General features: G+C 44.1%; 24 protein-coding genes and 1 tRNA gene. 9 read left to right on the forward strand and 16 right to left on the reverse strand.

The genetic code is table 11. The features are described 5' to 3' along the window. Positions 1-70 precede the first annotated feature (70 nt). Together HMPREF0980_RS18030 and HMPREF0980_RS18800 are read right to left on the reverse strand one after the other, a co-directional pair. Positions 71-370 (reverse strand): hypothetical protein, encoded by a 300-nt coding sequence (locus HMPREF0980_RS18030; RefSeq protein ID WP_049730465.1) that lies wholly within the window; start codon positions 368-370, stop codon positions 71-73. Between the two features lie 228 nt (positions 371-598). After that, positions 599-823 (reverse strand): MerR family transcriptional regulator, encoded by a 225-nt coding sequence (locus HMPREF0980_RS18800; RefSeq protein WP_084002954.1) that lies wholly within the window; start codon positions 821-823, stop codon positions 599-601. A 101-nt stretch (positions 824-924) separates the two neighbouring features. On the opposite strand from HMPREF0980_RS18800, the gene HMPREF0980_RS18035 reads away from it, so the two are divergent. Next, positions 925-1,479: a hypothetical protein gene (locus tag HMPREF0980_RS18035; RefSeq protein ID WP_049730466.1), complete on the forward strand. Its 555-nt coding sequence runs from the start codon at positions 925-927 to the stop codon at positions 1,477-1,479. A gap of 218 nt (positions 1,480-1,697) precedes the next feature. Here HMPREF0980_RS18035 and HMPREF0980_RS18040 read toward each other — a convergent pair whose 3' ends face one another. Continuing rightward, positions 1,698-1,889, reverse strand: a complete 192-nt coding sequence (locus HMPREF0980_RS18040) for a helix-turn-helix transcriptional regulator (RefSeq protein ID WP_049730467.1) — start codon at positions 1,887-1,889, stop codon at positions 1,698-1,700. A gap of 150 nt (positions 1,890-2,039) precedes the next feature. Here HMPREF0980_RS18040 and HMPREF0980_RS18045 point away from each other — a divergent pair, with 150 nt between their 5' ends. From HMPREF0980_RS18045 to HMPREF0980_RS18055, 3 genes are all read left to right on the forward strand, one after another. Beyond that, entirely contained in the window at positions 2,040-3,257 is a 1,218-nt protein-coding gene (locus HMPREF0980_RS18045) for an XRE family transcriptional regulator (protein WP_049730468.1), read from the forward strand. Positions 3,258-3,324: 67 nt separating this feature from the next. Continuing rightward, complete coding sequence (locus tag HMPREF0980_RS18050) at positions 3,325-3,990, forward strand: hypothetical protein (RefSeq protein WP_049730469.1); 666 nt, start codon at positions 3,325-3,327, stop codon at positions 3,988-3,990. Positions 3,991-4,077: 87 nt separating this feature from the next. Continuing rightward, positions 4,078-5,220, forward strand: coding sequence for a tyrosine-type recombinase/integrase (locus tag HMPREF0980_RS18055; protein ID WP_049730470.1), 1,143 nt, complete (start codon positions 4,078-4,080; stop codon positions 5,218-5,220). Positions 5,221-5,630: 410 nt separating this feature from the next. On the opposite strand, the gene HMPREF0980_RS18060 is transcribed toward HMPREF0980_RS18055, so the two are convergent. Beyond that, positions 5,631-6,320 (reverse strand): P-II family nitrogen regulator, encoded by a 690-nt coding sequence (locus HMPREF0980_RS18060; protein ID WP_049730471.1) that lies wholly within the window; start codon positions 6,318-6,320, stop codon positions 5,631-5,633. An 11-nt stretch (positions 6,321-6,331) separates the two neighbouring features. Continuing rightward, complete coding sequence (locus HMPREF0980_RS18065) at positions 6,332-7,873, reverse strand: DUF1538 domain-containing protein (RefSeq protein WP_049730472.1); 1,542 nt, start codon at positions 7,871-7,873, stop codon at positions 6,332-6,334. 470 nt (positions 7,874-8,343) lie between these two features. On the opposite strand from HMPREF0980_RS18065, the gene HMPREF0980_RS18070 reads away from it, so the two are divergent. After that, positions 8,344-8,428, forward strand: a tRNA-Ser gene (locus HMPREF0980_RS18070). A 60-nt stretch (positions 8,429-8,488) separates the two neighbouring features. Here HMPREF0980_RS18070 and HMPREF0980_RS18075 read toward each other — a convergent pair. After that, a complete protein-coding gene (locus HMPREF0980_RS18075) occupies positions 8,489-8,944 on the reverse strand; it encodes a hypothetical protein (RefSeq protein ID WP_049730473.1) in 456 nt (151 codons plus the stop codon). Continuing rightward, on the reverse strand, positions 8,925-9,113 hold the full coding sequence (locus tag HMPREF0980_RS18080) for a hypothetical protein (RefSeq protein WP_049730474.1): 189 nt from the start codon (positions 9,111-9,113) through the stop codon (positions 8,925-8,927). Before HMPREF0980_RS18080 ends, HMPREF0980_RS18075 begins: the two co-directional genes overlap by 20 nt. An 85-nt stretch (positions 9,114-9,198) precedes the next feature. On the opposite strand from HMPREF0980_RS18080, the gene HMPREF0980_RS18085 reads away from it, so the two are divergent. From HMPREF0980_RS18085 to HMPREF0980_RS18095, 3 genes are all read left to right on the forward strand, one after another. Then, positions 9,199-9,534 carry a sporulation initiation factor Spo0A C-terminal domain-containing protein gene (locus tag HMPREF0980_RS18085; protein ID WP_049730475.1) on the forward strand — a complete coding sequence of 112 codons (336 nt, stop codon included), beginning with the start codon at positions 9,199-9,201 and terminating at the stop codon, positions 9,532-9,534. A gap of 331 nt (positions 9,535-9,865) precedes the next feature. After that, entirely contained in the window at positions 9,866-10,192 is a 327-nt protein-coding gene (locus HMPREF0980_RS18090; RefSeq protein WP_049730476.1) for a helix-turn-helix domain-containing protein, read from the forward strand. Positions 10,193-10,249: 57 nt separating this feature from the next. Next, positions 10,250-10,726, forward strand: a complete 477-nt coding sequence (locus HMPREF0980_RS18095) for an ImmA/IrrE family metallo-endopeptidase (RefSeq protein WP_049730477.1) — start codon at positions 10,250-10,252, stop codon at positions 10,724-10,726. A gap of 264 nt (positions 10,727-10,990) precedes the next feature. Here HMPREF0980_RS18095 and HMPREF0980_RS18100 read toward each other — a convergent pair whose 3' ends face one another. The 4 genes from HMPREF0980_RS18100 to HMPREF0980_RS18115 form a co-directional block, all read right to left on the reverse strand. Continuing rightward, positions 10,991-12,259, reverse strand: a complete 1,269-nt coding sequence (locus tag HMPREF0980_RS18100) for an amidohydrolase family protein (protein WP_049730478.1) — start codon at positions 12,257-12,259, stop codon at positions 10,991-10,993. 27 nt (positions 12,260-12,286) lie between these two features. Next, positions 12,287-12,967 (reverse strand): hypothetical protein, encoded by a 681-nt coding sequence (locus HMPREF0980_RS18105; RefSeq protein ID WP_049730479.1) that lies wholly within the window; start codon positions 12,965-12,967, stop codon positions 12,287-12,289. Between the two features lie 17 nt (positions 12,968-12,984). Beyond that, the gene (locus tag HMPREF0980_RS18110) at positions 12,985-13,689 is read right to left on the reverse strand and encodes a DUF5058 family protein (RefSeq protein WP_049730480.1); all 705 of its coding nucleotides are present in this window, start codon (positions 13,687-13,689) and stop codon (positions 12,985-12,987) included. A 257-nt stretch (positions 13,690-13,946) separates the two neighbouring features. Then, complete coding sequence (locus HMPREF0980_RS18115; protein WP_049730481.1) at positions 13,947-14,540, reverse strand: TetR/AcrR family transcriptional regulator; 594 nt, start codon at positions 14,538-14,540, stop codon at positions 13,947-13,949. A gap of 176 nt (positions 14,541-14,716) precedes the next feature. On the opposite strand from HMPREF0980_RS18115, the gene HMPREF0980_RS18120 reads away from it, so the two are divergent. Continuing rightward, entirely contained in the window at positions 14,717-15,178 is a 462-nt protein-coding gene (locus HMPREF0980_RS18120; protein WP_049730482.1) for an Lrp/AsnC family transcriptional regulator, read from the forward strand. A gap of 56 nt (positions 15,179-15,234) precedes the next feature. On the opposite strand, the gene HMPREF0980_RS18125 is transcribed toward HMPREF0980_RS18120, so the two are convergent. The 5 genes from HMPREF0980_RS18125 to HMPREF0980_RS18145 form a co-directional block, all read right to left on the reverse strand. After that, complete coding sequence (locus HMPREF0980_RS18125; protein WP_049730483.1) at positions 15,235-16,167, reverse strand: alpha/beta fold hydrolase; 933 nt, start codon at positions 16,165-16,167, stop codon at positions 15,235-15,237. A 72-nt stretch (positions 16,168-16,239) separates the two neighbouring features. Next, positions 16,240-17,610: a citrate/2-methylcitrate synthase gene (locus HMPREF0980_RS18130; protein ID WP_049730484.1), complete on the reverse strand. Its 1,371-nt coding sequence runs from the start codon at positions 17,608-17,610 to the stop codon at positions 16,240-16,242. 92 nt (positions 17,611-17,702) lie between these two features. Continuing rightward, entirely contained in the window at positions 17,703-18,617 is a 915-nt protein-coding gene (gene rsmA, locus HMPREF0980_RS18135) for a 16S rRNA (adenine(1518)-N(6)/adenine(1519)-N(6))-dimethyltransferase RsmA (RefSeq protein ID WP_049730485.1), read from the reverse strand. A 36-nt stretch (positions 18,618-18,653) separates the two neighbouring features. After that, positions 18,654-19,433, reverse strand: a complete 780-nt coding sequence (locus HMPREF0980_RS18140; protein ID WP_049730486.1) for a TatD family hydrolase — start codon at positions 19,431-19,433, stop codon at positions 18,654-18,656. A 99-nt stretch (positions 19,434-19,532) separates the two neighbouring features. Beyond that, positions 19,533-20,519 carry a diaminopimelate dehydrogenase gene (locus HMPREF0980_RS18145; protein ID WP_049730487.1) on the reverse strand — a complete coding sequence of 329 codons (987 nt, stop codon included), beginning with the start codon at positions 20,517-20,519 and terminating at the stop codon, positions 19,533-19,535. Positions 20,520-20,604 lie beyond the last annotated feature (85 nt).

Raw genomic sequence — 20,604 nt, forward strand, 5'->3', positions numbered from 1 at the left:
TTGTAATGTCTCTTAAATAATCTGCCTCTCTTTTTTCTTTCTATCTCGCAGTCACATCTCTCACCAGGGTCTAGATGTGCTCCGCAGTATGGACATTCGTTGTAGTACATGTGTTCACCTGCTTTCTTAAGTCCAAAAGGTGCTGTCTACAGTTTTCATAAGTGCGTGGACTTATATTAGCAAAATCAAATCTATACTCTCCGTCGTAACTGCCCCTATTGAATCCGCTATCCTGTATCAGAATTGAAATGTCTGTCCCATGATTTGTACAGCAGAAGTCTATGTAAGGGTAACCATTTTTCCCTTCCCCGTTCTCCTGTATGTCTAAACACAGGTCTAATAATGCGTGTATCTTATCTCTATTACTCATTGACTAATCCTCCTTAAAGCGTTATAATAACAATACATTATGTGATGTAGTCCGTTATCGGTCTACTCTCGGCGCTTACCTCCCTTGGTCAAGCGCCTTTTTAGTGCCCGTAAATAAAACACCACAGGGCAAGCACGCATAAAATTGCTACTGCCATCAGAAACCCAAGGCCAACGATAAAAATTATGTAGAATACCATGTCTTTAAGCTTTGCCTTGGCTTTGTGCCTCAACTTGTGTCTTCTAAATCTTGACATTCTGTTTCTGTCAACTCCCTTCCGATATGTTTTTCCAGCTTGCTGCGATAAATATTAAACTCATTCCTTCCGCTGTTACTTTTCTTTGGAATGCACTCCCCGAAGTCCCATATCCCCCGGCGTATTCTTTCACGTACCATTTGTGGGGAACATCCTAGTATCTTCGCTACTTCCGGGGGCTTCAAAATTTCAGCCACATTATCACCTCCTGATTTTAATTATTGCTAAAGTCCTTCTTCTTCCGTATAATTTAACTTATAGTTGAAAGTATCTTTACAGAGGAAGGAAGGTAGTTAAAATGACAAATTATGAAATTGTAACTTGCGTTATTTCTTGTATGGCAGTTGTCGTCTCCGCTTTCGCCGCATGGTTCACATATCGGAACTTGAAAGAAATACGGAATCAGTTCTTTGAACAAAATCGCGGAAATCTTGTATTTTCAATAACCGAGGTGAAAAAGGGGGCCTTCCGTTCAACAGTTTTAAAGAACTATGGTAATTCACCAGCAAGGCTCATATCTCTAAAAATAACGCCTGAGTTAAAATGGTCTGATGTAAGCGATGGCGATTATGAAGGCTTGGATAACAACCCTGTTCTTTCTAACTGTAAAAACGTCTTTTTAGCTCCTAACCAATTTATTTCATCAGATTTTTATTTTGAAGGTTATCCACATGAAACTTTTAATGTCGAAATCAATTACGAAACGTGCGGTAAAATCTTTAGTATTTCTTACGCTATTGATTTAAGATACGGAGACAATCTTGTCACATCTGTAAGCGACACTAAGGAGCAAAGCAAAATACTTAAAGAAATTAGTCATAATATTGAACAGCTTTCTGACAGATTTCTTTAACTGCTTCTCTGACCTTGTCTTTGGGGTAATCTGGCGCGTTTACTTTTATATTCATTTCAATTGCCCCGTCTGAAAGTATTATTTCTTTTTTGCTTTCAGCGCTCATAACCCACCCGTTGCCTATCGTATTCTTCAAGTAAGTTCTACTGGGTATGTATTTTCTGTTGACACTTGTGTCACCTCTTTTTAAGTTTAATTTTGTTTTACATGTTGAACATTTATTCCAAAAAAATTTCAGAAACTTTTTTATTAAGCGCTTCTGCAATTTTTAATAATGTCCCTGTTGTGGTTATTTTTATTGTTCCATTTTCAAGACCAGATATTATAGTTCTTGATACACAGGCCCTTCTAGCCAATTCAGCCTGGGACATTTTTAATTCCTTTCTGAAATCTTTAATTTTATACTCCACTCTAATCACCTCCTTGTTTATTATGTTGAACTATGTAATTATAGTATCACTACATCTCCTCCATGTCAAGCATGTTGAACTTTTTTATTGACATTTTATTTTTGTCATTGTACAATATACTAAACGAAGAAAAAGAGGTGAAATTTAAGCATGACGTTGGGTGACATTTTAAAAAGATATCGAGAAGAAAACAATATAAGTATGGATGAGTTTTCAAGGAAAAGCTCTTTGAGCAAAGGCTATATATCAATGCTAGAAAATAATATAAATCCAAGAAATAAAAAACCCATTGCTCCAACACTTCCTACAATCAAAAAAATTGCTACAGGGATAGGACTAGATGTAGATACGTTACTAAAAATGATGGATAGCAATCAGGAAATCTCTTTAGAACACGATGAATTATACACTCAACCTTTAAATAATATCCACCAAAATATGAAATGTAAATGTGAAGACACAGGCACAACAATTGGAGATAAGCTAAAAAAAATCCGAGAAAAAACAAGTATGAACAAAAAAGAATTTGCTTCATATCTAGGAGTTAAATACACTACCTATAATGGATATGAAACTGGAAACCGAGAGCCTGCTTCTGACTTTTTAATACTTATATCAAAGAAAATGGATGTTTCAGTGGACTATATCATGGGACTTACAGACGAAAAAGATATAATGCATTCATACGAATTAAAATCCGGTGAATACGAACACATAAAAAAATACCGGTTATTAAGTGAACGCGGCAAGGAAGAAATCGTTGACTTTGTTTTAAACAAGGAATATGAACGTTGTAAGACAGAGTTTGATAGAAGTGAAAACATAGTTCAGTTGGAAGATACTAAGACAATTCCTTATTACCAGAGGCTTGCCAGCGCCGGCCCAGGACAGCTACTTCTTGATGGACTTCCAGATGATACTATAAACATACCTAATATACACAAATATAAGCATGTCGGGTATGCAATTGGTGTGAATGGTAATAGCATGGAGCCCGCTTACTTTGACGGAGATACCATACTCGTAGAGCCTACAAACTATATAGACGAAGGTGAAATAGGAATATTTTTAGTCGATGGAAAGTCTTATGTAAAGAAAAAGGGAGACGGGATTCTGATATCGCTAAATGATGATTGCGATGACGTATCTATACTACCAGATTCAAGATGCCTCGGAAGGGTCATCGACGTCTACACACAGGAAGAAGATTTTGAGGTTGAGGACACCTTAGAGACGTCTCTCGAGCGTCAGCACAAGAGAGAACAGTCCATGCTCGAAGAGCTAGAAAAGGAGGCCCTTAAGAAGGGAGCCGCCGCAGTAAGCAAAAAAGGCTTTAAGGCTATAGATGGGGGTAAAAGTACCATATAATGGAATCTCCACATCCTGTTATTTCTGTTAATATTTAGTTATAACCAAATAACAGGAGGTACATAATATGCATTCTCTATTGTCATTACCCGAAGATGAAGAGGTTCTATTGTTGCGTCTTGCTGCTTATAATATTTTGACTAAATATGAGACCGATTCATTGCCGATAGACCCATTATCTCAGCTTCAGCTTGATGATAAGGTCAAGATTTACTCACAGCAGTTCTTGGCTGAGTATTGGGGCGACGATATAGGCCATTACCTTAAAGAATATGATCATGGATTCCTGACATATTCCGCTGATATGGACAAACATATCGTATTCTATAACGAGGAGGACCCTCCCGAGGTAAAGCGCTGGATGCTTGCCGTAGCCATTTCGGAAATATTCCTTAGTACAAAAGTTGATGAGATGTCAATAGCACTAAGTGATCGATATACATACGCCGAAGAATTTTCCTACTTTTATCTCGCACCAGATATTATCCTTGACAGGTGCAAGATATCAACAATGGAAGAGATATTGGAATACTGCAAGATACCGTTCAACAAGGCCCACTATAAGGCGAAAAAATTACGCAAGCAGAGAAATATTAAAGACGTAAAACGGGACTTTCTAGAAGATTCGCTACTGAAAAATTTCTCCCGTTTTATAAATAAAGTAAACAAAAGACCGTCCCTGCGCCAACAGGAACGGCCAAGCAATACTACTCGAAGCAGTGCCCCGATGTAATACTACAACTCAAAGCTATTATATCACCCATGCACCTGCTTCGCAAGTAGGTGCATTTTTGCACTCATTTTTAGAGAGGTGGTATATATGGCTAAAAGAAAGAAATACCCAAAGCTGCCTAACGGCTATGGGCAAATAAAGTATCTCGGGAAGAACCGGCGCAACCCTTACGCCGTCTATCCACCCGTGAAAGAATTTGACGAGAATGGAAAGGCTATTATGTCTAAAGCTCTGTGTTACGTTGATGACTGGATGAAAGGCTTTGCAATACTGACAGCATATAGAGCCGGTACATACACCCCGGGAATGGAAAAAGAGCTGAACTGTGATGACACGGATTCGGCAAATGCGAGTTCAGTCGTGCAACGCATATTGGCTGATTACAATCTTACAAAGAATGGAAGGTTAGGGCAGAAGACATTTGAAGAAGTCTATAATGATTTCTATGACTACAAATATGAAAGGGATAAAAGCAGAAACTACTCTGTAGCATCGAAGAACTCTACCAGGGCTGCCTTTAAAAATTGTATGATATTACACAAAAAGCCCTTTGCTGACTTACGTCACAAGGATTTGCAGGAGGCTATCGACAGTTGTAAGCTCAAACATTCCAGCCTCGAACTTATAGTCTCACTTCTACATCAAATGTATGAGTATGCAATAGTATATGAACTGGTAGACAAGGACTACTCAACAGCTTTAAAAATCAATATACCAGACGATGATGAGCATGGAGTGCCATTTACCCCAGAAGAGCTGGAAATACTCTGGAAAAACAGGGATAATGATATTGTCGAGTTCATATTGATTATGTGCTATTCAGGTTATCGCTTATCGGCATACAAGAATCTGGAAGTAAATCTCGTAGAGAGCTATTTTAAAGGAGGGGTCAAAACAAAGTACAGCAAAGACCGAATCGTGCCTATACACTCTGGCATTCTCCCTCTGGTAGAGCATCGTCTAAGCGAATACGGTTGCCTGTTGCCACAATCCAATTCAAACTTTAGGTGCAAAATGTACGAGATAATAAAGGAATTGGATATAGGATGCCATACGCCGCATGATTGTCGCCATACATTTTCGGCTTTATGCGAAAAATACGGTATCAGCAATAACGACAGAAGCCGTATGTTAGGTCATTCGTTCAGAGATATTACAAACAAGGTATACGGTCATCGAGAACTGGAGGACCTAAGGGCCGAGATAGAAAAGATTCAGATTTGTTACTAACGTGTTGCGAACCGTATGCAATTATCCACTATTTACACAAAGCTAATATAGGTATCCATAACTTTGAAAATCAGCGTAAAACAGGCCGTTATTGCAATTTTCTCACTAAATTAGATATGTTGCAAAATAAACAAAAAATTAAGATGGGCTTAAGGAATTTTCGATTTCTTTTAGACATTTAACATACTTTAGACATATTTATCCATTATACTAAGAGTCAGATAGTTGAATAACACACAACTATCTCCCCCCTCATAAAGTAACGCGCCAGATAATCTGGAGCCGCACTTTACTCTCATTCCTTTAGATAACTATAATAATAACGAAACCCGTTAACCTTATGGCTAACGGGTTTTCGCTGTGCAAATTTAATCTCCTCAGATACACCCGTCCATTTTGAACCGGCATTGCTAATCCCCTATCTCATCTTCTCTCATCCGGAGTCCGACCGTACTTGTAACGGGCAGGGAAAATACAATCGCCTTCTCCTTGCTTTCCAGTCCTGCCTTCTCCATAATCGCCTTCATAATCTGATTTTTATCTTTTGTCTTTGTGACAATCAATATAATCTCCTTCTCTGCTGCCAGAGACACTCCCAGGAACTTTTCCGCACTCTCCATACCGGTCCCTTTCGCGTGGATTACCGTGCCCCCACCCGCATTCGCGCTTCGCGCGGCATCCATGACGGTATCAATGCATCCCTGGTTCGCTATAATCACCAGCAGTTCATAATCCGTTTCTCTCAATATCGTCTCCTCCTCTTTTTCATACTCATGGTTCTGAATCAAATATTGAAGCACCTTTTTGCCGCCCACGCTGCTAAGCGGAATTATAAAAGCGATTCCCGTGCCCGGGACGTCAATCTGCATATGGATAATCAGGCCCCGTTTCAGCTTTCTCCACATCTCTTCTGTCACTACAGAGAAGGATATCGTCTTCTCAGATGCCTCCAGACCGAAATAATCCAGTACGGCACTGTTTGCAGTCCCTCTGCCGAGAGTGCCGAAGACGACCATATGGTCATTTTCCTTATAAAACTCCTGGAATTTATTTTTCATGGCACGGTTCGTTATTGCTACCATCATATAAAGCTTACTCATCGCGTCCTCCTTTACAGTTCAATTATATCGTTGTCATCAAATGCCTCCAAAGGAATCACAGGTATCGTCTCTTCCACAGTACCTGCCGCGCTTCTCTTCTCCTGCAGCTGATAGACGAAGCCGAGAATCTGGATCGTAATCAGGGGTGTCATGGCAACCATAGCAACCACACCAAATGCGTCTGTCACGATATTCCCTCCTGCAGCCTCGCACGCTCCCACTGCAAATGGAAGCAGAAAGGTGGCGGTCATAGGTCCGGATGCTACCCCGCCAGAGTCAAATGCAATCGCTGTAAATATTTTCGGGACGAAAAACGACAAGACAATGGCCGATATATAACCCGGTATCAGAAACCAGAGTATGGATATTCCCGTCAGCACCCTGACCATAGCGAGCCCGAGCGAGACAGCTACACCGATGGACAGGCTGTATCCCATCGCCCGGCCGGATATGGCACCAGATGTCAGCTCTTCCACCTGCTCCATCAGTACATACACAGCCGGCTCGGCTTTGACAATAAAGTATCCTATCACCATTCCTATCGGAATGATGATCCAGCGGTATGGCAGCCCTGCTATAATCTGGCCCAGATAATTGCCCGCCGGCATAAATCCTACATTGACTCCTGTAAGAAACAGGAACAGTCCGATATATGTAAATATAATGCCTATCGATATCTTCAATAATGTCTTTTTCTTAAGATGAAGCGAAATAATCTGAAAAACCACGAAAAACAAAACGATAGGCAACAGGGAAATCAGCATCTCTTTCATATAATGCGGCAGGCCGGATGAAAACAGACGCCACATCTCCACGGAATTATCTGCATCAGGAATCGATGTCTGCGTGTAAGAATTACCTGTCGGGTTATATATCATGCCAAGAATGAGAACTGCCAGAATCGGCCCTACGGAGCAGAGCGCAACGAGCCCAAAGCTGTCGTTTTCCGCATGCTTGTCGGTACGTACCGCTGAAAACCCGATGCCAAGCGCCATGATGAACGGTACAGTCATCGGTCCCGTCGTAACCCCGCCGGAGTCAAACGCAACTGCCAGAAAGTCATCCGGCACAAAATATGCCAGTACAAATACTGCAGGGTAGAGCACGATGAGCATATATGACAGCGGGATTCCGAACAGCATCCTCAGCACTGCCGCAACAAGAAAGATGCCGACTCCTGCCGCCACTGCCACGATAAGCGTATAGTTCGGTATGGACGGTACCTGTTCCGCAAGCACCTGCAGGTCTGGTTCAGATATGGTGATGATAAATCCGAGGATAAAGCAAAGCAATATCACGATTCCGACCTTCTTCGTCTGGGTCATCCTCGTACCAATGCGCTCCCCCATCGGCGTCATCGCCATCTCTGCACCTAGTGTAAAGAACATCATCCCCAATATAAGCAGCACAGCACCAATAATAAAAGCCATCAGGATGCTGGTAGGAATCGGCGCAATCGTAAAACACAAAAAAAGAACGATTCCAATAATCGGCAATACAGCTCCCAATGACTCTTTTAATTTTTCATACAACTTTGTTTGGTGTACCCGCAATATGCACCCTCGCCTTTCTTCCTATTTTTTATAGTCTTAATTATAGCACAAATTCACATTCCTGAAAAGTAAAGACATTATTAAGGAGCACTTAAGAAAGTTCCCGTTTCTTTTAGGAAACCATCATACTTTAGACATAATTACCATTTATACTAAGAATCAGATAGTTGAACAACACACAACTATCTCCCCCCTCATAAAGTAACGCGCCAGGCTTACTGGAGCCGCACTTTACTCTCATTCCTTTAGATAACTATAACAACAACGAAACCCGTTAGCCGCATGGTTGACGGGTTTTCGCTGTTCTGACCTTGTGTCTGCCAATATATTTATATCATTTGATTGCCATCTCGTTCCAACAGGGAGGGTACCGCCCGGCAGACGTGCAGCAGCAGAACCAGATTATTTTTTTCAACTTTACTTAAATATCACTCTTTCAAAACCATACCTACCTGTGCTATAATAGGAATGCAGCAGTGGCCGAGTGGTCGAAGGCGTCAGTTTCGAAAGCTGAAGAGCCGAAAGGCTCCGGGGGTTCGAATCCCTTCTGCTGCGTTTTTTTTTGTCAATTCTGCTATCGCTTTTATTTTTCTCACTGACTATTCAATCTTTCACTTATCCGCACGCCGCCAAATATCTCTGTATTCTTTTCTTTACATTTTCATCCGTATAGGCAATGCTTCTTCTCGGAAACATCTGGTTCATCTCGTCTGCAACCTTTATATAAGAGAAATCTTCTATATAATAAAGCCTGAACATAATACGCATCTCACTCTTTCCAATTGCTTCTATAAATCTTTCTACTTCCAGCGTCATGTCCAGAAACTCTATTTCTCGACATTCTAACAGCATGACCAGTTCCATCATCTTCTCCTGCTTTTTGTGAAATAATGATGGAGGATATCCCGATGCCCTTACACTGCCGCGGCCTCCCCATCCTCTCCCCTCTTTACCATCTTCGTATGCCGCGGATGCTTTTTTTATCTCGTGCCTGAGGCTGCTTATTCTGCGGCGCAGATCCTTTACCTCTGCTTTCATGGCCGCATATTCATTAAGAAGGCTGTTGTCCAATATCACTCATCCCCTTGCTTTTCATATATCCGTCAACTGTATAGCTCTCATATGCTTTATGTACGAACTGTCTGGCAGCTGCCTCATCAGGACGACGGACGGACAGGACTCTGAGGCGGTCCTCCTTATCCATCCTGCATACAGTTCTGATTCTTTTTTGTCTGATCATTGTATCATCTCCTCTTTTTTGATTTTCAATCTGCTTTCTTTTGTTTACAATTGGGTAGTAGGGTCGGGTAGAACAGGAGGCATTTATGGATAGAACGAGAGCTCTTTTACTGGACTTGGGAATACGCTCTACGATAAGAGGTTTTCATTTCCTGTTGTATGCCTTAAAGCTCTGCTTGCTGAATGAAGACTATCTTTTATCTGTCTACAAAGACCTGTATGTTGATGTGGCTATAAGGTTCGGCACTACCAGGGACAATGTAGCGCACTGTATCCGTACTGCCGTTTCCATCTGCTGGTATAAGGGCAACCGGAAACTGCTCAACAGAATCACTGGATACGAGCTTAAGCAAAAACCGACAAACGGGGAATTCATCGACATCCTCTACAACTATTTAACACGGGAAGGAGGGCCTGCCTAGCAGGCTCTTCTTTCATTCCGGGTTCATTTTTTATTTTTAAAATATTTATATATACTTCATCTTGGCATCACAATTCTGTCACAATTCAGCCTTATATTAATAAGCAAACAAGCGGCAGCGCTTTTTATATAGATTTTCTTTTTCATAACTTTTCCTTCTGCCAGAGCTGAATGCTCTGGCTTTTTGATTCTGTTTTTTCTGTGCACGTTTTGTGCTCACTTATAAAGTACACGTTTTGTGCTCACTTGTCAAGCACATTATGTGAACTTTTTATTTACTTTTAAGCACAGTCCGTGTATAATACAGTTATATCAAGAAAGGAAGTGGACCGATGGCTGAATTTGCGAATGTATTACGTCTGTTAAGAAATGGAAGAGGGATATCACAGCAGGAACTTGCCCGTTTGCTCGGTATATCTAAAAGCGCCGTAAATATGTACGAACGGGGAGAGCGCCAGCCTAACTTTGAAACTTTAGAATTAATTGCTGACTTTTTTCATGTAGATATCGATTATCTGCTCGGCAGGACCGATACGGCCCGTTCCGCATACCCGGATACGGTTGCCGCGCATTTTGACACAGATGATCTGACAGATGATGAAAAAAAAGACGTAGAAAATTATATCGAATTTATCAGAGCCAAAAGAAACCGCAAGTGAGAAAAGTCCTGTTTATGACACAACAGGCCCCTTATACTGGTAACAGGAGTTGATCAAATGAACCGATACGAAGAATTGTTAGGCGAAGCTGCCGCCGAGGGGATATCCATAGATGAGAACTACCCTTTCAGCGGAAAGACTTCCGGCCTGTATGTAGATAATAATATTGCACTCTCGTCAAGCCTGAATACGACAGAAGAAAAGACCTGCGTCCTCGCTGAGGAGCTTGGGCATCATCACACGTCAGTGGGTAACATCGTGGACCTTACCACGTCCGGCAACCGGAAGCAGGAGCGGCAGGCGCGGGTATGGGCATACAATAGGCAGATAGGCCTGAAGGGCCTGATCCGTGCCTATGAGCATAGATGCAGCAACCGGCATGAGACCGCACGGTATCTGGAGGTTACTGAGGAATTCCTGCAGGAGGCGCTTGATTACTACTGCGGCAAATATGGCACCGGGACAATTGCAGACGGCTATTATATAATGTTTATCCCTAATCTGATAATTGGAAAGATTGATTTTACGCTGTAACGCGCCCGTCTCCACGTACTAAATTAATTTTTGCTTAAGAATATTTCGCTTTCTTTTATATTTTAAACATATTTTGGACACAATTTTACTTTATACTAAGAGTCAGATAGTTGAACAACACACAACTATCTCCCCCCTCATAAAGTAAACGCACCGGGGAATATAATCTTCCCCGGTGTCGTACTTTACTCTCATTCCTTTAAATAACTATAACGACAACGAAGCCCGTTAACCTTCCGGTTAACGGGCTTCGCTTTGTATCCGTTATAGTTCCTCACACCGCTCCGTCGGATAGGTTACTCCTTCTTTCATGACAAAAGCACAGTCGAGCAAGGCGTACGGGTCTGTCATCAAATCCCTCTTCCAGGCGGCAATGTCTGCATACTTGTCCGGCTGCAGCGTTCCAATCTTATCCTCAAGCTGCAGGATTTCCGCGTTGACCTTCGTAGCTGCGTGCAGCGTTCGGAAGGTGCCCATTCCACTTTCCATCCATGCCTTGAATTCATATCCGCTGTCATAGTTCTGGTGGGTCGCCACCATATCTGTTCCATACCCGAGCTTGCATTTACAGTTCCTTATTACCTCACGCCCGGCCTGAAGCGCGTCTTTATAATACTCCAGCTTTATTCTGTATTCTTCCTGCTTCGTCTGTATGAGCACCGGATCATAGTGGACTGCCTCTTCATACGGGCAGAACGTCGGCACGACATAGACGTCATTATCAATGATGAGCTGTGCAGTCTCCTCATCCATCAAAGAACAATGCTCCATGCCGTCTATGCCAAAGCCGATCAGCTTCTTCATATGGTCTACGCTGTACACATGGGCTGTAACCGTCTTCCCCCATTCATGGGCCGTATTTATGACCGCCTGCAGCTCCTCGTCATTCATCTGCAGCTGTGACGGATTATCATAAGGTGTAAAGAACCCGCCTGTCGCCATAATCTTAATAAAGTCCGCCCCGTACTTGATTTCTTCCCGCACGGCATTGACAAAGAAGTCCTTCCCGGCGCCCAGCGTAGGACGCAGGTTCTGCAGAATCATGGACAGCTCAGGATTCCTGGCAAAGCCCTGGGACAGGTCTCCATGGCTTCCTGCACCACACAGGAACCTGGGTGCAGCCACGATACGTGAACCGGTTATGTAGCCTTTTTCGATTGCCCTTTTGACATCCAATACCCCGAAGCCGTTGGACGTGATGCCGCCGGTATGGCGGATTGTCGTGAATCCGCGGGACAATGTCTTCTGGGCAGTACGGACGATTGCAAGCGTCTTGGCTTCTTCGGATGTAGTATATACCTCCTCCCGAATCGTATGCCAGTCGATATAATCCATGTGCATATGGGCATCTATCATGCCGGGGGTGACCGTCGCATCGGACAAATCCACAACCTCCGCCGATTCGGGACATACGATGTCCCGGCCTACCGCTTCGATCTTATCCTTCTTTACAAGAATCTTATATCCTTCTTTGAACTCATCTTCCAGTCCGTCGTACAGCTTTCCACAAATAATGTATGTAAGTCTATCCATTCTCTTCTCCTTTCTTACAAATGGCTTCTAAGCCTCTTTCTTTTCCTTATTCTTCCCGCTTTTGTAGTCCAGCACGTAGATTACCACTGATATGGCAATGGCAATCAGCATGTAATATGCACTGTTTACCGCTGTAAAATAGCAGAAGAACAGGCAGACGGCAAGCGGGGCGAGAAAGTAAAGGAACTGTTTCTTCCCTTTCAGTATCGTCTGTGCTACAAGTCCGCCGAACAATGCCGGGACAACATAGTCAAATGCCGGCTGGATTACCGGTGAACTGAGAACCGGCGCGAGCGGAGCCGCTATCACTACCCCGAGAGCCACTATCACTACAGTAGTGATAATAGAGGCTCCGCAGGCAATAACCGCCATCGTGTGGCATTCATCTGTATTAGGCTTAATGCCCAGTGAATTGATCGTACCGATTGTGGCCGGCATTCTCAGGTTCGTTACGTTTCCCGTAATGTATGACATATAAAGCGCTCCAGGCCCCATGACAGACATATAGCCTATCGTCTCCGCGGGCCAGTATGGCGCCATAAAAAGTATAACTGCTATGAATCCCGGCCAAAGCAGCTTAAAATCAGGCCATAGGCCATACACCGCGCTGACTGCAATAGGAAATGCCGTCATCGCCACAAATAAAAACAGGCTTGACGCGATTCCGAACCTATGTACCCAGCTGTGGTAACCACATTTCTGCTTCATGGACAAACACTTCCTTTCTAAAATATAAAACAGGCTGCCGCCATGGCGACGAGCATGCTTATTGTCATCAGGTAATCTGACAGCCACTTAGACTTCGGCCTCTTGTTATGTATATATACGAGCAATGCACCGACTGCAAAGCTGATACAGAATACGACCCCTTTCGTTGACATCGCGCTGAATCCATATGATACGGACACATAAGCCATGACCCCGGCAAGGCATCCGCTTCCTATGGACAGAACGAGCTTCATATCAACCTTTTCGGCTTTTTCATAAATCATTGAAATCGGCTTTATCGCAAGTGATGACCAGAGCACGCAGGCACTTCCTCCGATTGTCATGACCCAGGCGGCTGCAACCCATCCGTCTACGCTGTACCCGTTTAGCTGGAGCGTCTCTCCCACACATTCAAGTGCCGTGGAAGCGGCATAAGTCTCATAATAAGCAGAACCGATGATAGACAGCCGAAGCCACGGGAGCGGCGTACCAAGCAGCGGCATCAATGACAGCAGCACGAGCAGCACCGGCAGCGTAGGCATGATACTGATGGATATCCCTGTCGTCAGCCCCTTTTTTATCTGAGCAGGCTGAAGTCCCAGTTCAAGTGCATGCTTCCACGCCCTTTTCATAAAGATAAGGCACTGAAGTATGACAGCCAGCAGCAGGACGCCTACCCATAAAAACATCCAGACTGCATTACAGATTTCTGTGTAAAGCATATTCCTTCCTCCAATCTCTCTAAAGAACACTTTTAGAAACCGCGGTTTGTTATAGTTATAATAATAACAATATATTATTATAATTGTCAATATAATTATCTTTATTTTTGTTTATTATAGTTTTATTTATCTGATTATAATTTTATATTATGCATTATTAACAGTTTTTATTCGCGTTTTATTTTATACCATGGGACCTTATTATTACAGACCTTAGTTTGTATTATGACAAAAAAAGTGCCTTCCAAGGCACCTCTTTATCTATCCGGTCTCATAAATTCTATATACAGATCAAAATTCCTCGTTCCATAATACCCAAGCGAAAAGCCGCCGTTTTGGACGCACCAGTCCATGATGATTCCCCGCTCAAGGAGCAGCACATGGTGCGCCAGCTCATCTACCGTCATGTCTCTGCGTATCTCCCCCTTCTCCTGGCCTTCTGCTATTATCTTACGTACAAGCCGGTTATAATAACGGTCCGGGTTGAGAAAGCAATCCTGCTTCTTTTTGACGAGCTGCGACTGGTACAGTGCTGCCAGAAGCTCTGCGGATACATTCCCCTCTATAAAGTATGAGACATATTGGCTCAGCTGCTTCAGCTGTACGAGGCTGTCCAGACTCTTATCCATATTGTCATAAAATTTTTCATACTCCCGGTCAAAAAAAGAATACAACGAATGCAGAAGCTCGTCCTTGGCCTTAAAGTAATAGTAAAAGCCGCCCTTTGACGTATTTGCCTTTTTTATAATGTCATTTATCGTAGTCTCTTCATACCCCTTTTCATAAAACAGTTCCCATGCAGCAGCCTTTATCTCTTCTTTCAGGCCTGTCTTTTCTTTTTCTCTGTTCATTGATACTACCTCCGTAATCCCGCTCTGTCTAGGGGATTTAAGTCTCAATGAGTATTATATCAGACTTTGGGGGGATTTTCAGCAGAACAATTTGCAGTGCACTGTCTTCTTTCTTTTTTCCAGAACCTGTGATAGAATATATTTGATTGCCGCACTAATCTGAAGGAGGCTGTTCCATGGATTCTCTTGATTACCAGATTCTCGAAAAACTTAAGAGCAATGCAAGGCAGCGTGCCTCTGAAATCAGCCGTGAAGTCCACCTTTCTGTTTCCACGGTCATCGACCGCATCCATAAGATGGAAGCGGCCGGCATCATCAAATCATATACCATCATAACGGATGACGCCAAGGTGGGGAATGATGTGACCGTGCTTATAGAAGTGAGCATGGAGCACCCGCAGTTCAATGACACATTTATTGAAAATGTGACGGGCAATCCATATGTGATTGCATGCTATTACCTTACCGGTGAATTTGACTTTCTGCTGAAAGTCACCTGCAAGTCGTCTGAACATCTGGAAGAGATACACAAATGGGTCAAAAGCCAGACAGGTGTCCGCCAGACAAGAACCCACTACGTGCTCAGCACGATCAAGAATATACATTCCTCCCTGCCCGCAGAGGAGGACGACGTCTGAAAGCAGGGATTATCCTGCTTTTCTTTCTTTTCCTACTTCTTCTGTTGATGCTGTCCTTAAGTAATCCGGATTTTTTCAGATATCCATTCATAAATATCTTCATATACGAGTTCACGGTCTGTCTCGTTCAGAATTTCATGCCTGTCTCCCTCATATAGCTTCATTGTCACATCCTGTATGCCTGCCCCCCGGAGCTGTTCATATACCTTTTCTACTCCTTTGCCAAAGTCCCCCACCGGGTCCTCCGCCCCTGAAATGATAAAAACCGGAAGGTCTTTCTTTATTTTTTCCGTGTTCTCCTTTTTTGTCAGAACTTTCATTCCTTCAAACATCTGATAATATGCACTTACGGTAAATACAAAGCTGCAGAGCGGATCGGCGACATACTCTGCACATTTCTTTTTATCGGAAGTAATCCAGTCCTTCGGTGTATCCCCGGGCTCAAACCGCTTGTTGTAGCTTCCGAAGCTCAGACTGTCCACCAGAGGGCTGCGGTGTCTCCATCCCCTGAATGCGGCGATAATTCTGCACAGTATCTGACCCAGAGCGAGCAGGACGTTTCCCTTCCATCCGGTCCCCATGATGACAGCACCGGCAAGCCCCTGGCTGTATATTGTCAGATACTGGCGGAGCAGGAAGGACCCCATACTGTGGCCGAGCATGATATATGGCACATTCGGGTGTTTTTCCTCTGTCAGCACCCTCAGCTTGTGGATATCTGCGATGATATATTTATTTCCCTGGGCCGTATCAAAAAAACCATGTTCCTCCTCTTTATTGACGGACTGCCCGTGACCGAGATGATCATGTCCTGTCACATATATCCCCTGTTCTGTCAGATAATCGGCAAATTCACTGTATCTTTCAATATATTCCACCATCCCGTGGCATATCTGGATGACTGCTTTTATCTCCTGATCTGGTATCCATTCCACCGCATGGATCTGGGTCAGGCCGTCGCGTGACGGATAATAAAAATCTTTTTTCATTCGTACCTCTCCTGTCAGCGTCCTCCCGGAGCATTTTAATTATGGAATCTGGTTATGGAAAAGACCGCTGTATCAGCGGTCATCCATCTTAATATAATCCCGGTGCGGCGCCAGAGGCTTGTATGCCGGCCGGATAATCTTATCTACATTCTTGAGCTCTTCCAGTCTGTGGGCGCTCCATCCCACGATACGGGCAGCGGCAAATATCGGTGTGTAAAGCGAAGCCGGGAGATCCAGCATGCTGTACACCAGACCGCTGTAGAAATCTACGTTGGCATTGACGCCTTTGTATATCTTGCGCTTTTCTCCGATAACGTCCGGAGCCATATGTTCTACCATCTCATAGAGGGCATATTCTTCTTCAAATCCCTTTTCCTTCGCCAGCTGCTTTACAAACTTCTTAAAGATATCAGCCCTTGGGTCGGATACAGAATAAATCGCATGCCCCATACCATATATGAGTCCCTTCTTGTCAAAGGCTTTCTTATCCAGGAGATCGCACAGGTACTGTCTTACCGCGTCCTCATCTTTCCAGTCTGTGAGCTTCTGTTTCATATCCTCAAACATCTGGGTTACCTTTATGTTGGCTCCGCCGTGTTTCGGCCCCTTCAGTGAAGCCATGGCGGCCACGATCGTAGAATATGTATCCGTACCGGAGGATGTAACGACATGGGTTGTAAAGGTCGAGTTGTTACCACCGCCGTGGTCCATATGAAGCACAAGAGCCATATCCAGTATCTTGGCCTCCAGCTTCGTGTATTTCCTGTCTTCTCTCAGCATCATAAGTATGTTTTCCGCTGTGGATAGTTCAGGTGACGGGGCATAGATAAATAAGTCTTCTCCGAGCCGGTAGTTATACGCATGATATCCATATACCATAAGCATAGGAAACTGGCTGATCAGATTCAGGCACTGGCGGAGTACGTTTGGTATAGATGTGTCATCTGCCTTTGCATCATAAGAGTACAAGCTCAGGATAGATCTGGACAGACTGTTCATCATATCCCTGCTTGGTGCCTTCATGATGACATCTCTTACGAAGTTCGGTGGAAGCGTCCTCCTCTCGACAAGGGTCTCATGGTACGCTGCCAGCTGCTTGTCTGTCGGAAGCTCCCCAAAGAGCAACAGATAGGAAATCTCTTCAAATCCATAATGCTTCGCTTCCAGGAACCCTTTGACTAATTCTTTGATATTGTAGCCCCTGTAATATAGGTTGCCTGCACAGGGTACTTCTTCGCCATCAACGATTTTCTTGGCACACACGTCAGATATATTTGTCAGACCGGCAAGTACACCTTTGCCATTTACATCGCGGAGGCCCCGTTTAACTTCGTATTTGGTATACAGTTCCTTTTCAATCGCATTATTGTCCTCACATAATTGTGCCAGCTGTTGAATCTCCGGCGTGATTTCGAATAATGCATGTTCCACATTTTTAGTCATAGTCATCATCCTTTCTGTCCTTATTCATATTGTCAATCCGCCGTGGGCGGACGAAATATCCCATTTTCAACTCCTTGCGTGCATATCCGGCTCTACCTGTCAGGAGATTTGATTAATACATCTTCCAGAGCATCAGCCGTCAGAGGGTACAGATAGTTGCTCAGACGCGCAAATTCCTCCAGCGTGAGCGACTCCCCACGCACGCCCGGCCCTTTCCCAAGCTTCTCTACCGCTTTTGTTATCTCTTCCTTCGGAATGTCCAGCCTGCCGGAATTGTTCAGTCCGTTTGCAAGCGTCTTACGTCTCTGGTTAAAAGATGCCCTTATGATATCAAACAGCAGCCTCTCGTCTTTTACCTCGACAGGTGGTTTTTCATGTCTTGTAAGTCGTATGACGGCAGAGCCGACCTTCGGTCTAGGCATGAAGCAGTTCGGAGGTACATTTGCAACTATATAAGGCTCCGCGTAATACTGCACAGCCAGCGACAGTGCTCCGTAGTCTTTGCTGCCAGGCCCTGTCTGCATCCTGTCTGCCACTTCCCTCTGGACCATGACTGTTATGCTCTCCACCGGAACATCATGTTCAAATAGCCCCATTATGATGGGGGTTGTTATATAATACGGCAGATTTGCCACCACTTTAACCGGCCGGCCGGCATTTTCCCCACTGGCCAGCTTCTTTACATCCAGCTTCAGCACATCCTCGTTGATAACCGTTACATTGTCATAATCTTTCAGCGTGTCCGAAAGAATGGGAATGAGGTTCTTGTCAATCTCAACAGCGACAACTTTTCTGGCCGCCTCTGCAAGATACTGGGTCATGGTTCCGATTCCGGGGCCTATCTCCAATACCATATCATCTTTTGTGATGCCTGCTGCCAGGATAATCTTATCCAAGACGTGTGTATCAATCAAAAAGTTCTGGCCGAACTTCTTCTGGAATGAAAAATCATATTTCTGCAGTATTTCTATGGTATTTTGCGGGTTTCCCAGCCTCGGTCCATTCATATATTACTTAACTCCTGAATAATGTGCTAATTTTTATTATACAACAAAATTGTCTGAAATTCCATACAATTCTGCTGCGTTAGCTTCTGTCTGCCTTACGACAATGTCGTAATCTACATTCTTAATGCGTGCGATTTCTTTGGCCACGTAGCGGATATACAGAGAATTATTCCTTTTTCCTCTGTATGGCTCCGGCGCAAGATAAGGGCAGTCCGTCTCCAGAACTATTGATGTCAGGGGTGTCTCTTCTACCACTTCTTTGAGCTTCTTTGCGTTCTTAAATGTAACGACGCCGCCGACGCCGATGTAGAAGCCCATCTTGACGTATTCCCGGGCCTGCTCTCTGGAATACGAGAAGCAGTGGATAACGCCCTTGAGCCCCTGTGCATGCTCTTTCATAATCTCCAGCGTATCCGCCGCTGCATCTCTGCTGTGAATCACTACCGGCAGATGATGCCGGCGAGCCAGCTCAAGCTGGCGGATAAACCACTGCTCCTGGAGCGCATGAGACTCATTGTCCCAATAGTAGTCAAGGCCGATTTCCCCCACGGCCACTACTTTTTCGTTGTCGAGCAGTCCTTCCATCTCGTCAAAAGCCTTATCGTTCAGACTGCCCACATGGTCGGGATGAATCCCTACGGCCGCATACATGAACGGATACCTGCCTGCCAGCTCCACAACCGTCCGGCAGGAGTCAAGCGAGGCGCTGATATTCACGATAGTACCGACACCGCCCTCCTGCATAGAATTCAGCAGCTCCTCCCGGTCCTCGCCAAATTGCTCATCATCATAGTGCGCATGCGTATCAAAAATCATAAAACCCTCCATAAAGAAGTAGTTGGGGACGGAGGTTTTTTAAATTTCCTCCGTCCCAAACTCATTTTAACGTGTCCCTTTTTATTTTTGCCCTGTCCCTTATAAGAGCTCTGCCCTTAACTGTTCCGGTGTCTTCTTAGACAGTAATACCGGTGGGATATCAAATACTGTTTTTGCACCGGACTCCCCTTTCTTAGAGAGACGATATGCCGCTCTTGCATAGCAAACGAGAACGCTGGCCGTAAACTCTGGGTTTGAATCGAGCTTTAATGAATACTCAATAATATGTTTGCTTCCTTCTGTTCCGGTCTCACCGCTGCGGATTACAAAACCTCCGTGGGGCATCTTACCGTGATTTTCTTTCAACTCTTCCTCTGTGATAAAGGTAACAGTTGTATCATAATCATCAAAATAATTTGGCATCGTCTTGATTGCCTGTTCGATTGCTTTCAGGTCAGCACCGTCTTCCGGAACAACATAGCATTCACGCAAATGCTTTTCTCTTGTAGTAAGCTGTGGCTCTTCACCGCTTCTAACTCTTTCCACAGCCTTTTCCACAGGCACTGTGTATTGAATTCCATTCTTAACGCCTCCCACACGACGGATAGCGTCTGAATGTCCCTGGCTGACACCTTTTCCCCAAAATGTGTATGTACTTCCCTGCACAAGAATGGATTCCGCATATAACCGGTTGAGAGAAAACATCCCCGGGTCCCATCCTACGGATATGATTCCCACTTTTCCACCGTCTTTTGCCGCTTTATCCACATTTTCAAAATATTCCGGAATTCTGGCATGTGTATCAAAACTGTCAATCGTGTTGAAATTCTTCACTATATCAGGACCCATGACCGGCAGGTCGGTGGCGGAGCCCCCGCAAAGTACCATGACGTCGATGTCCTCTTTCATAGAAACCATGTCATCAATGTGCTTCACAGCCGCAGTCTCTGTAGCAATGCTGATATCGGCCGGGTTCCTCCGGGTGAATACAGCTTTAAGTTCCATATCGTCATTACGGGCTACCGCAAGTTCAACGCCCTTTCCAATGTTACCATAACCAACAATACCAATTCTAATCTTATCCATATAGTCATTCTCCTCTCAATTGGGGACGGAGGTTTTCTCATTTTCCTCCGTCCCTTTTTGAATTGGGGACGGGGTTTTTCTCGTT

Origin of the sequence: Dorea sp. D27, from assembly GCF_001185345.1 — a bacterium.
GTDB lineage: Bacteria > Bacillota > Clostridia > Lachnospirales > Lachnospiraceae > Extibacter.

Coding starts and splice junctions, on each gene's coding strand:
- HMPREF0980_RS18030 (WP_049730465.1), bottom strand. CDS start 370: ATGAGTAATAGAGATAAGATACACGCATTATTAGACCTGTGTTTAGAC.
- HMPREF0980_RS18035 (WP_049730466.1), top strand. CDS start 925: ATGACAAATTATGAAATTGTAACTTGCGTTATTTCTTGTATGGCAGTT.
- HMPREF0980_RS18045 (WP_049730468.1), top strand. CDS start 2,040: ATGACGTTGGGTGACATTTTAAAAAGATATCGAGAAGAAAACAATATA.
- HMPREF0980_RS18050 (WP_049730469.1), top strand. CDS start 3,325: ATGCATTCTCTATTGTCATTACCCGAAGATGAAGAGGTTCTATTGTTG.
- HMPREF0980_RS18055 (WP_049730470.1), top strand. CDS start 4,078: ATGGCTAAAAGAAAGAAATACCCAAAGCTGCCTAACGGCTATGGGCAA.
- HMPREF0980_RS18060 (WP_049730471.1), bottom strand. CDS start 6,320: ATGAGTAAGCTTTATATGATGGTAGCAATAACGAACCGTGCCATGAAA.
- HMPREF0980_RS18080 (WP_049730474.1), bottom strand. CDS start 9,113: ATGATCAGACAAAAAAGAATCAGAACTGTATGCAGGATGGATAAGGAG.
- HMPREF0980_RS18085 (WP_049730475.1), top strand. CDS start 9,199: ATGGATAGAACGAGAGCTCTTTTACTGGACTTGGGAATACGCTCTACG.
- HMPREF0980_RS18090 (WP_049730476.1), top strand. CDS start 9,866: ATGGCTGAATTTGCGAATGTATTACGTCTGTTAAGAAATGGAAGAGGG.
- HMPREF0980_RS18095 (WP_049730477.1), top strand. CDS start 10,250: ATGAACCGATACGAAGAATTGTTAGGCGAAGCTGCCGCCGAGGGGATA.
- HMPREF0980_RS18100 (WP_049730478.1), bottom strand. CDS start 12,259: ATGGATAGACTTACATACATTATTTGTGGAAAGCTGTACGACGGACTG.
- HMPREF0980_RS18105 (WP_049730479.1), bottom strand. CDS start 12,967: ATGAAGCAGAAATGTGGTTACCACAGCTGGGTACATAGGTTCGGAATC.
- HMPREF0980_RS18110 (WP_049730480.1), bottom strand. CDS start 13,689: ATGCTTTACACAGAAATCTGTAATGCAGTCTGGATGTTTTTATGGGTA.
- HMPREF0980_RS18115 (WP_049730481.1), bottom strand. CDS start 14,540: ATGAACAGAGAAAAAGAAAAGACAGGCCTGAAAGAAGAGATAAAGGCT.
- HMPREF0980_RS18120 (WP_049730482.1), top strand. CDS start 14,717: ATGGATTCTCTTGATTACCAGATTCTCGAAAAACTTAAGAGCAATGCA.
- HMPREF0980_RS18125 (WP_049730483.1), bottom strand. CDS start 16,167: ATGAAAAAAGATTTTTATTATCCGTCACGCGACGGCCTGACCCAGATC.
- HMPREF0980_RS18130 (WP_049730484.1), bottom strand. CDS start 17,610: ATGACTAAAAATGTGGAACATGCATTATTCGAAATCACGCCGGAGATT.
- rsmA (WP_049730485.1), bottom strand. CDS start 18,617: ATGAATGGACCGAGGCTGGGAAACCCGCAAAATACCATAGAAATACTG.
- HMPREF0980_RS18140 (WP_049730486.1), bottom strand. CDS start 19,433: ATGATTTTTGATACGCATGCGCACTATGATGATGAGCAATTTGGCGAG.
- HMPREF0980_RS18145 (WP_049730487.1), bottom strand. CDS start 20,519: ATGGATAAGATTAGAATTGGTATTGTTGGTTATGGTAACATTGGAAAG.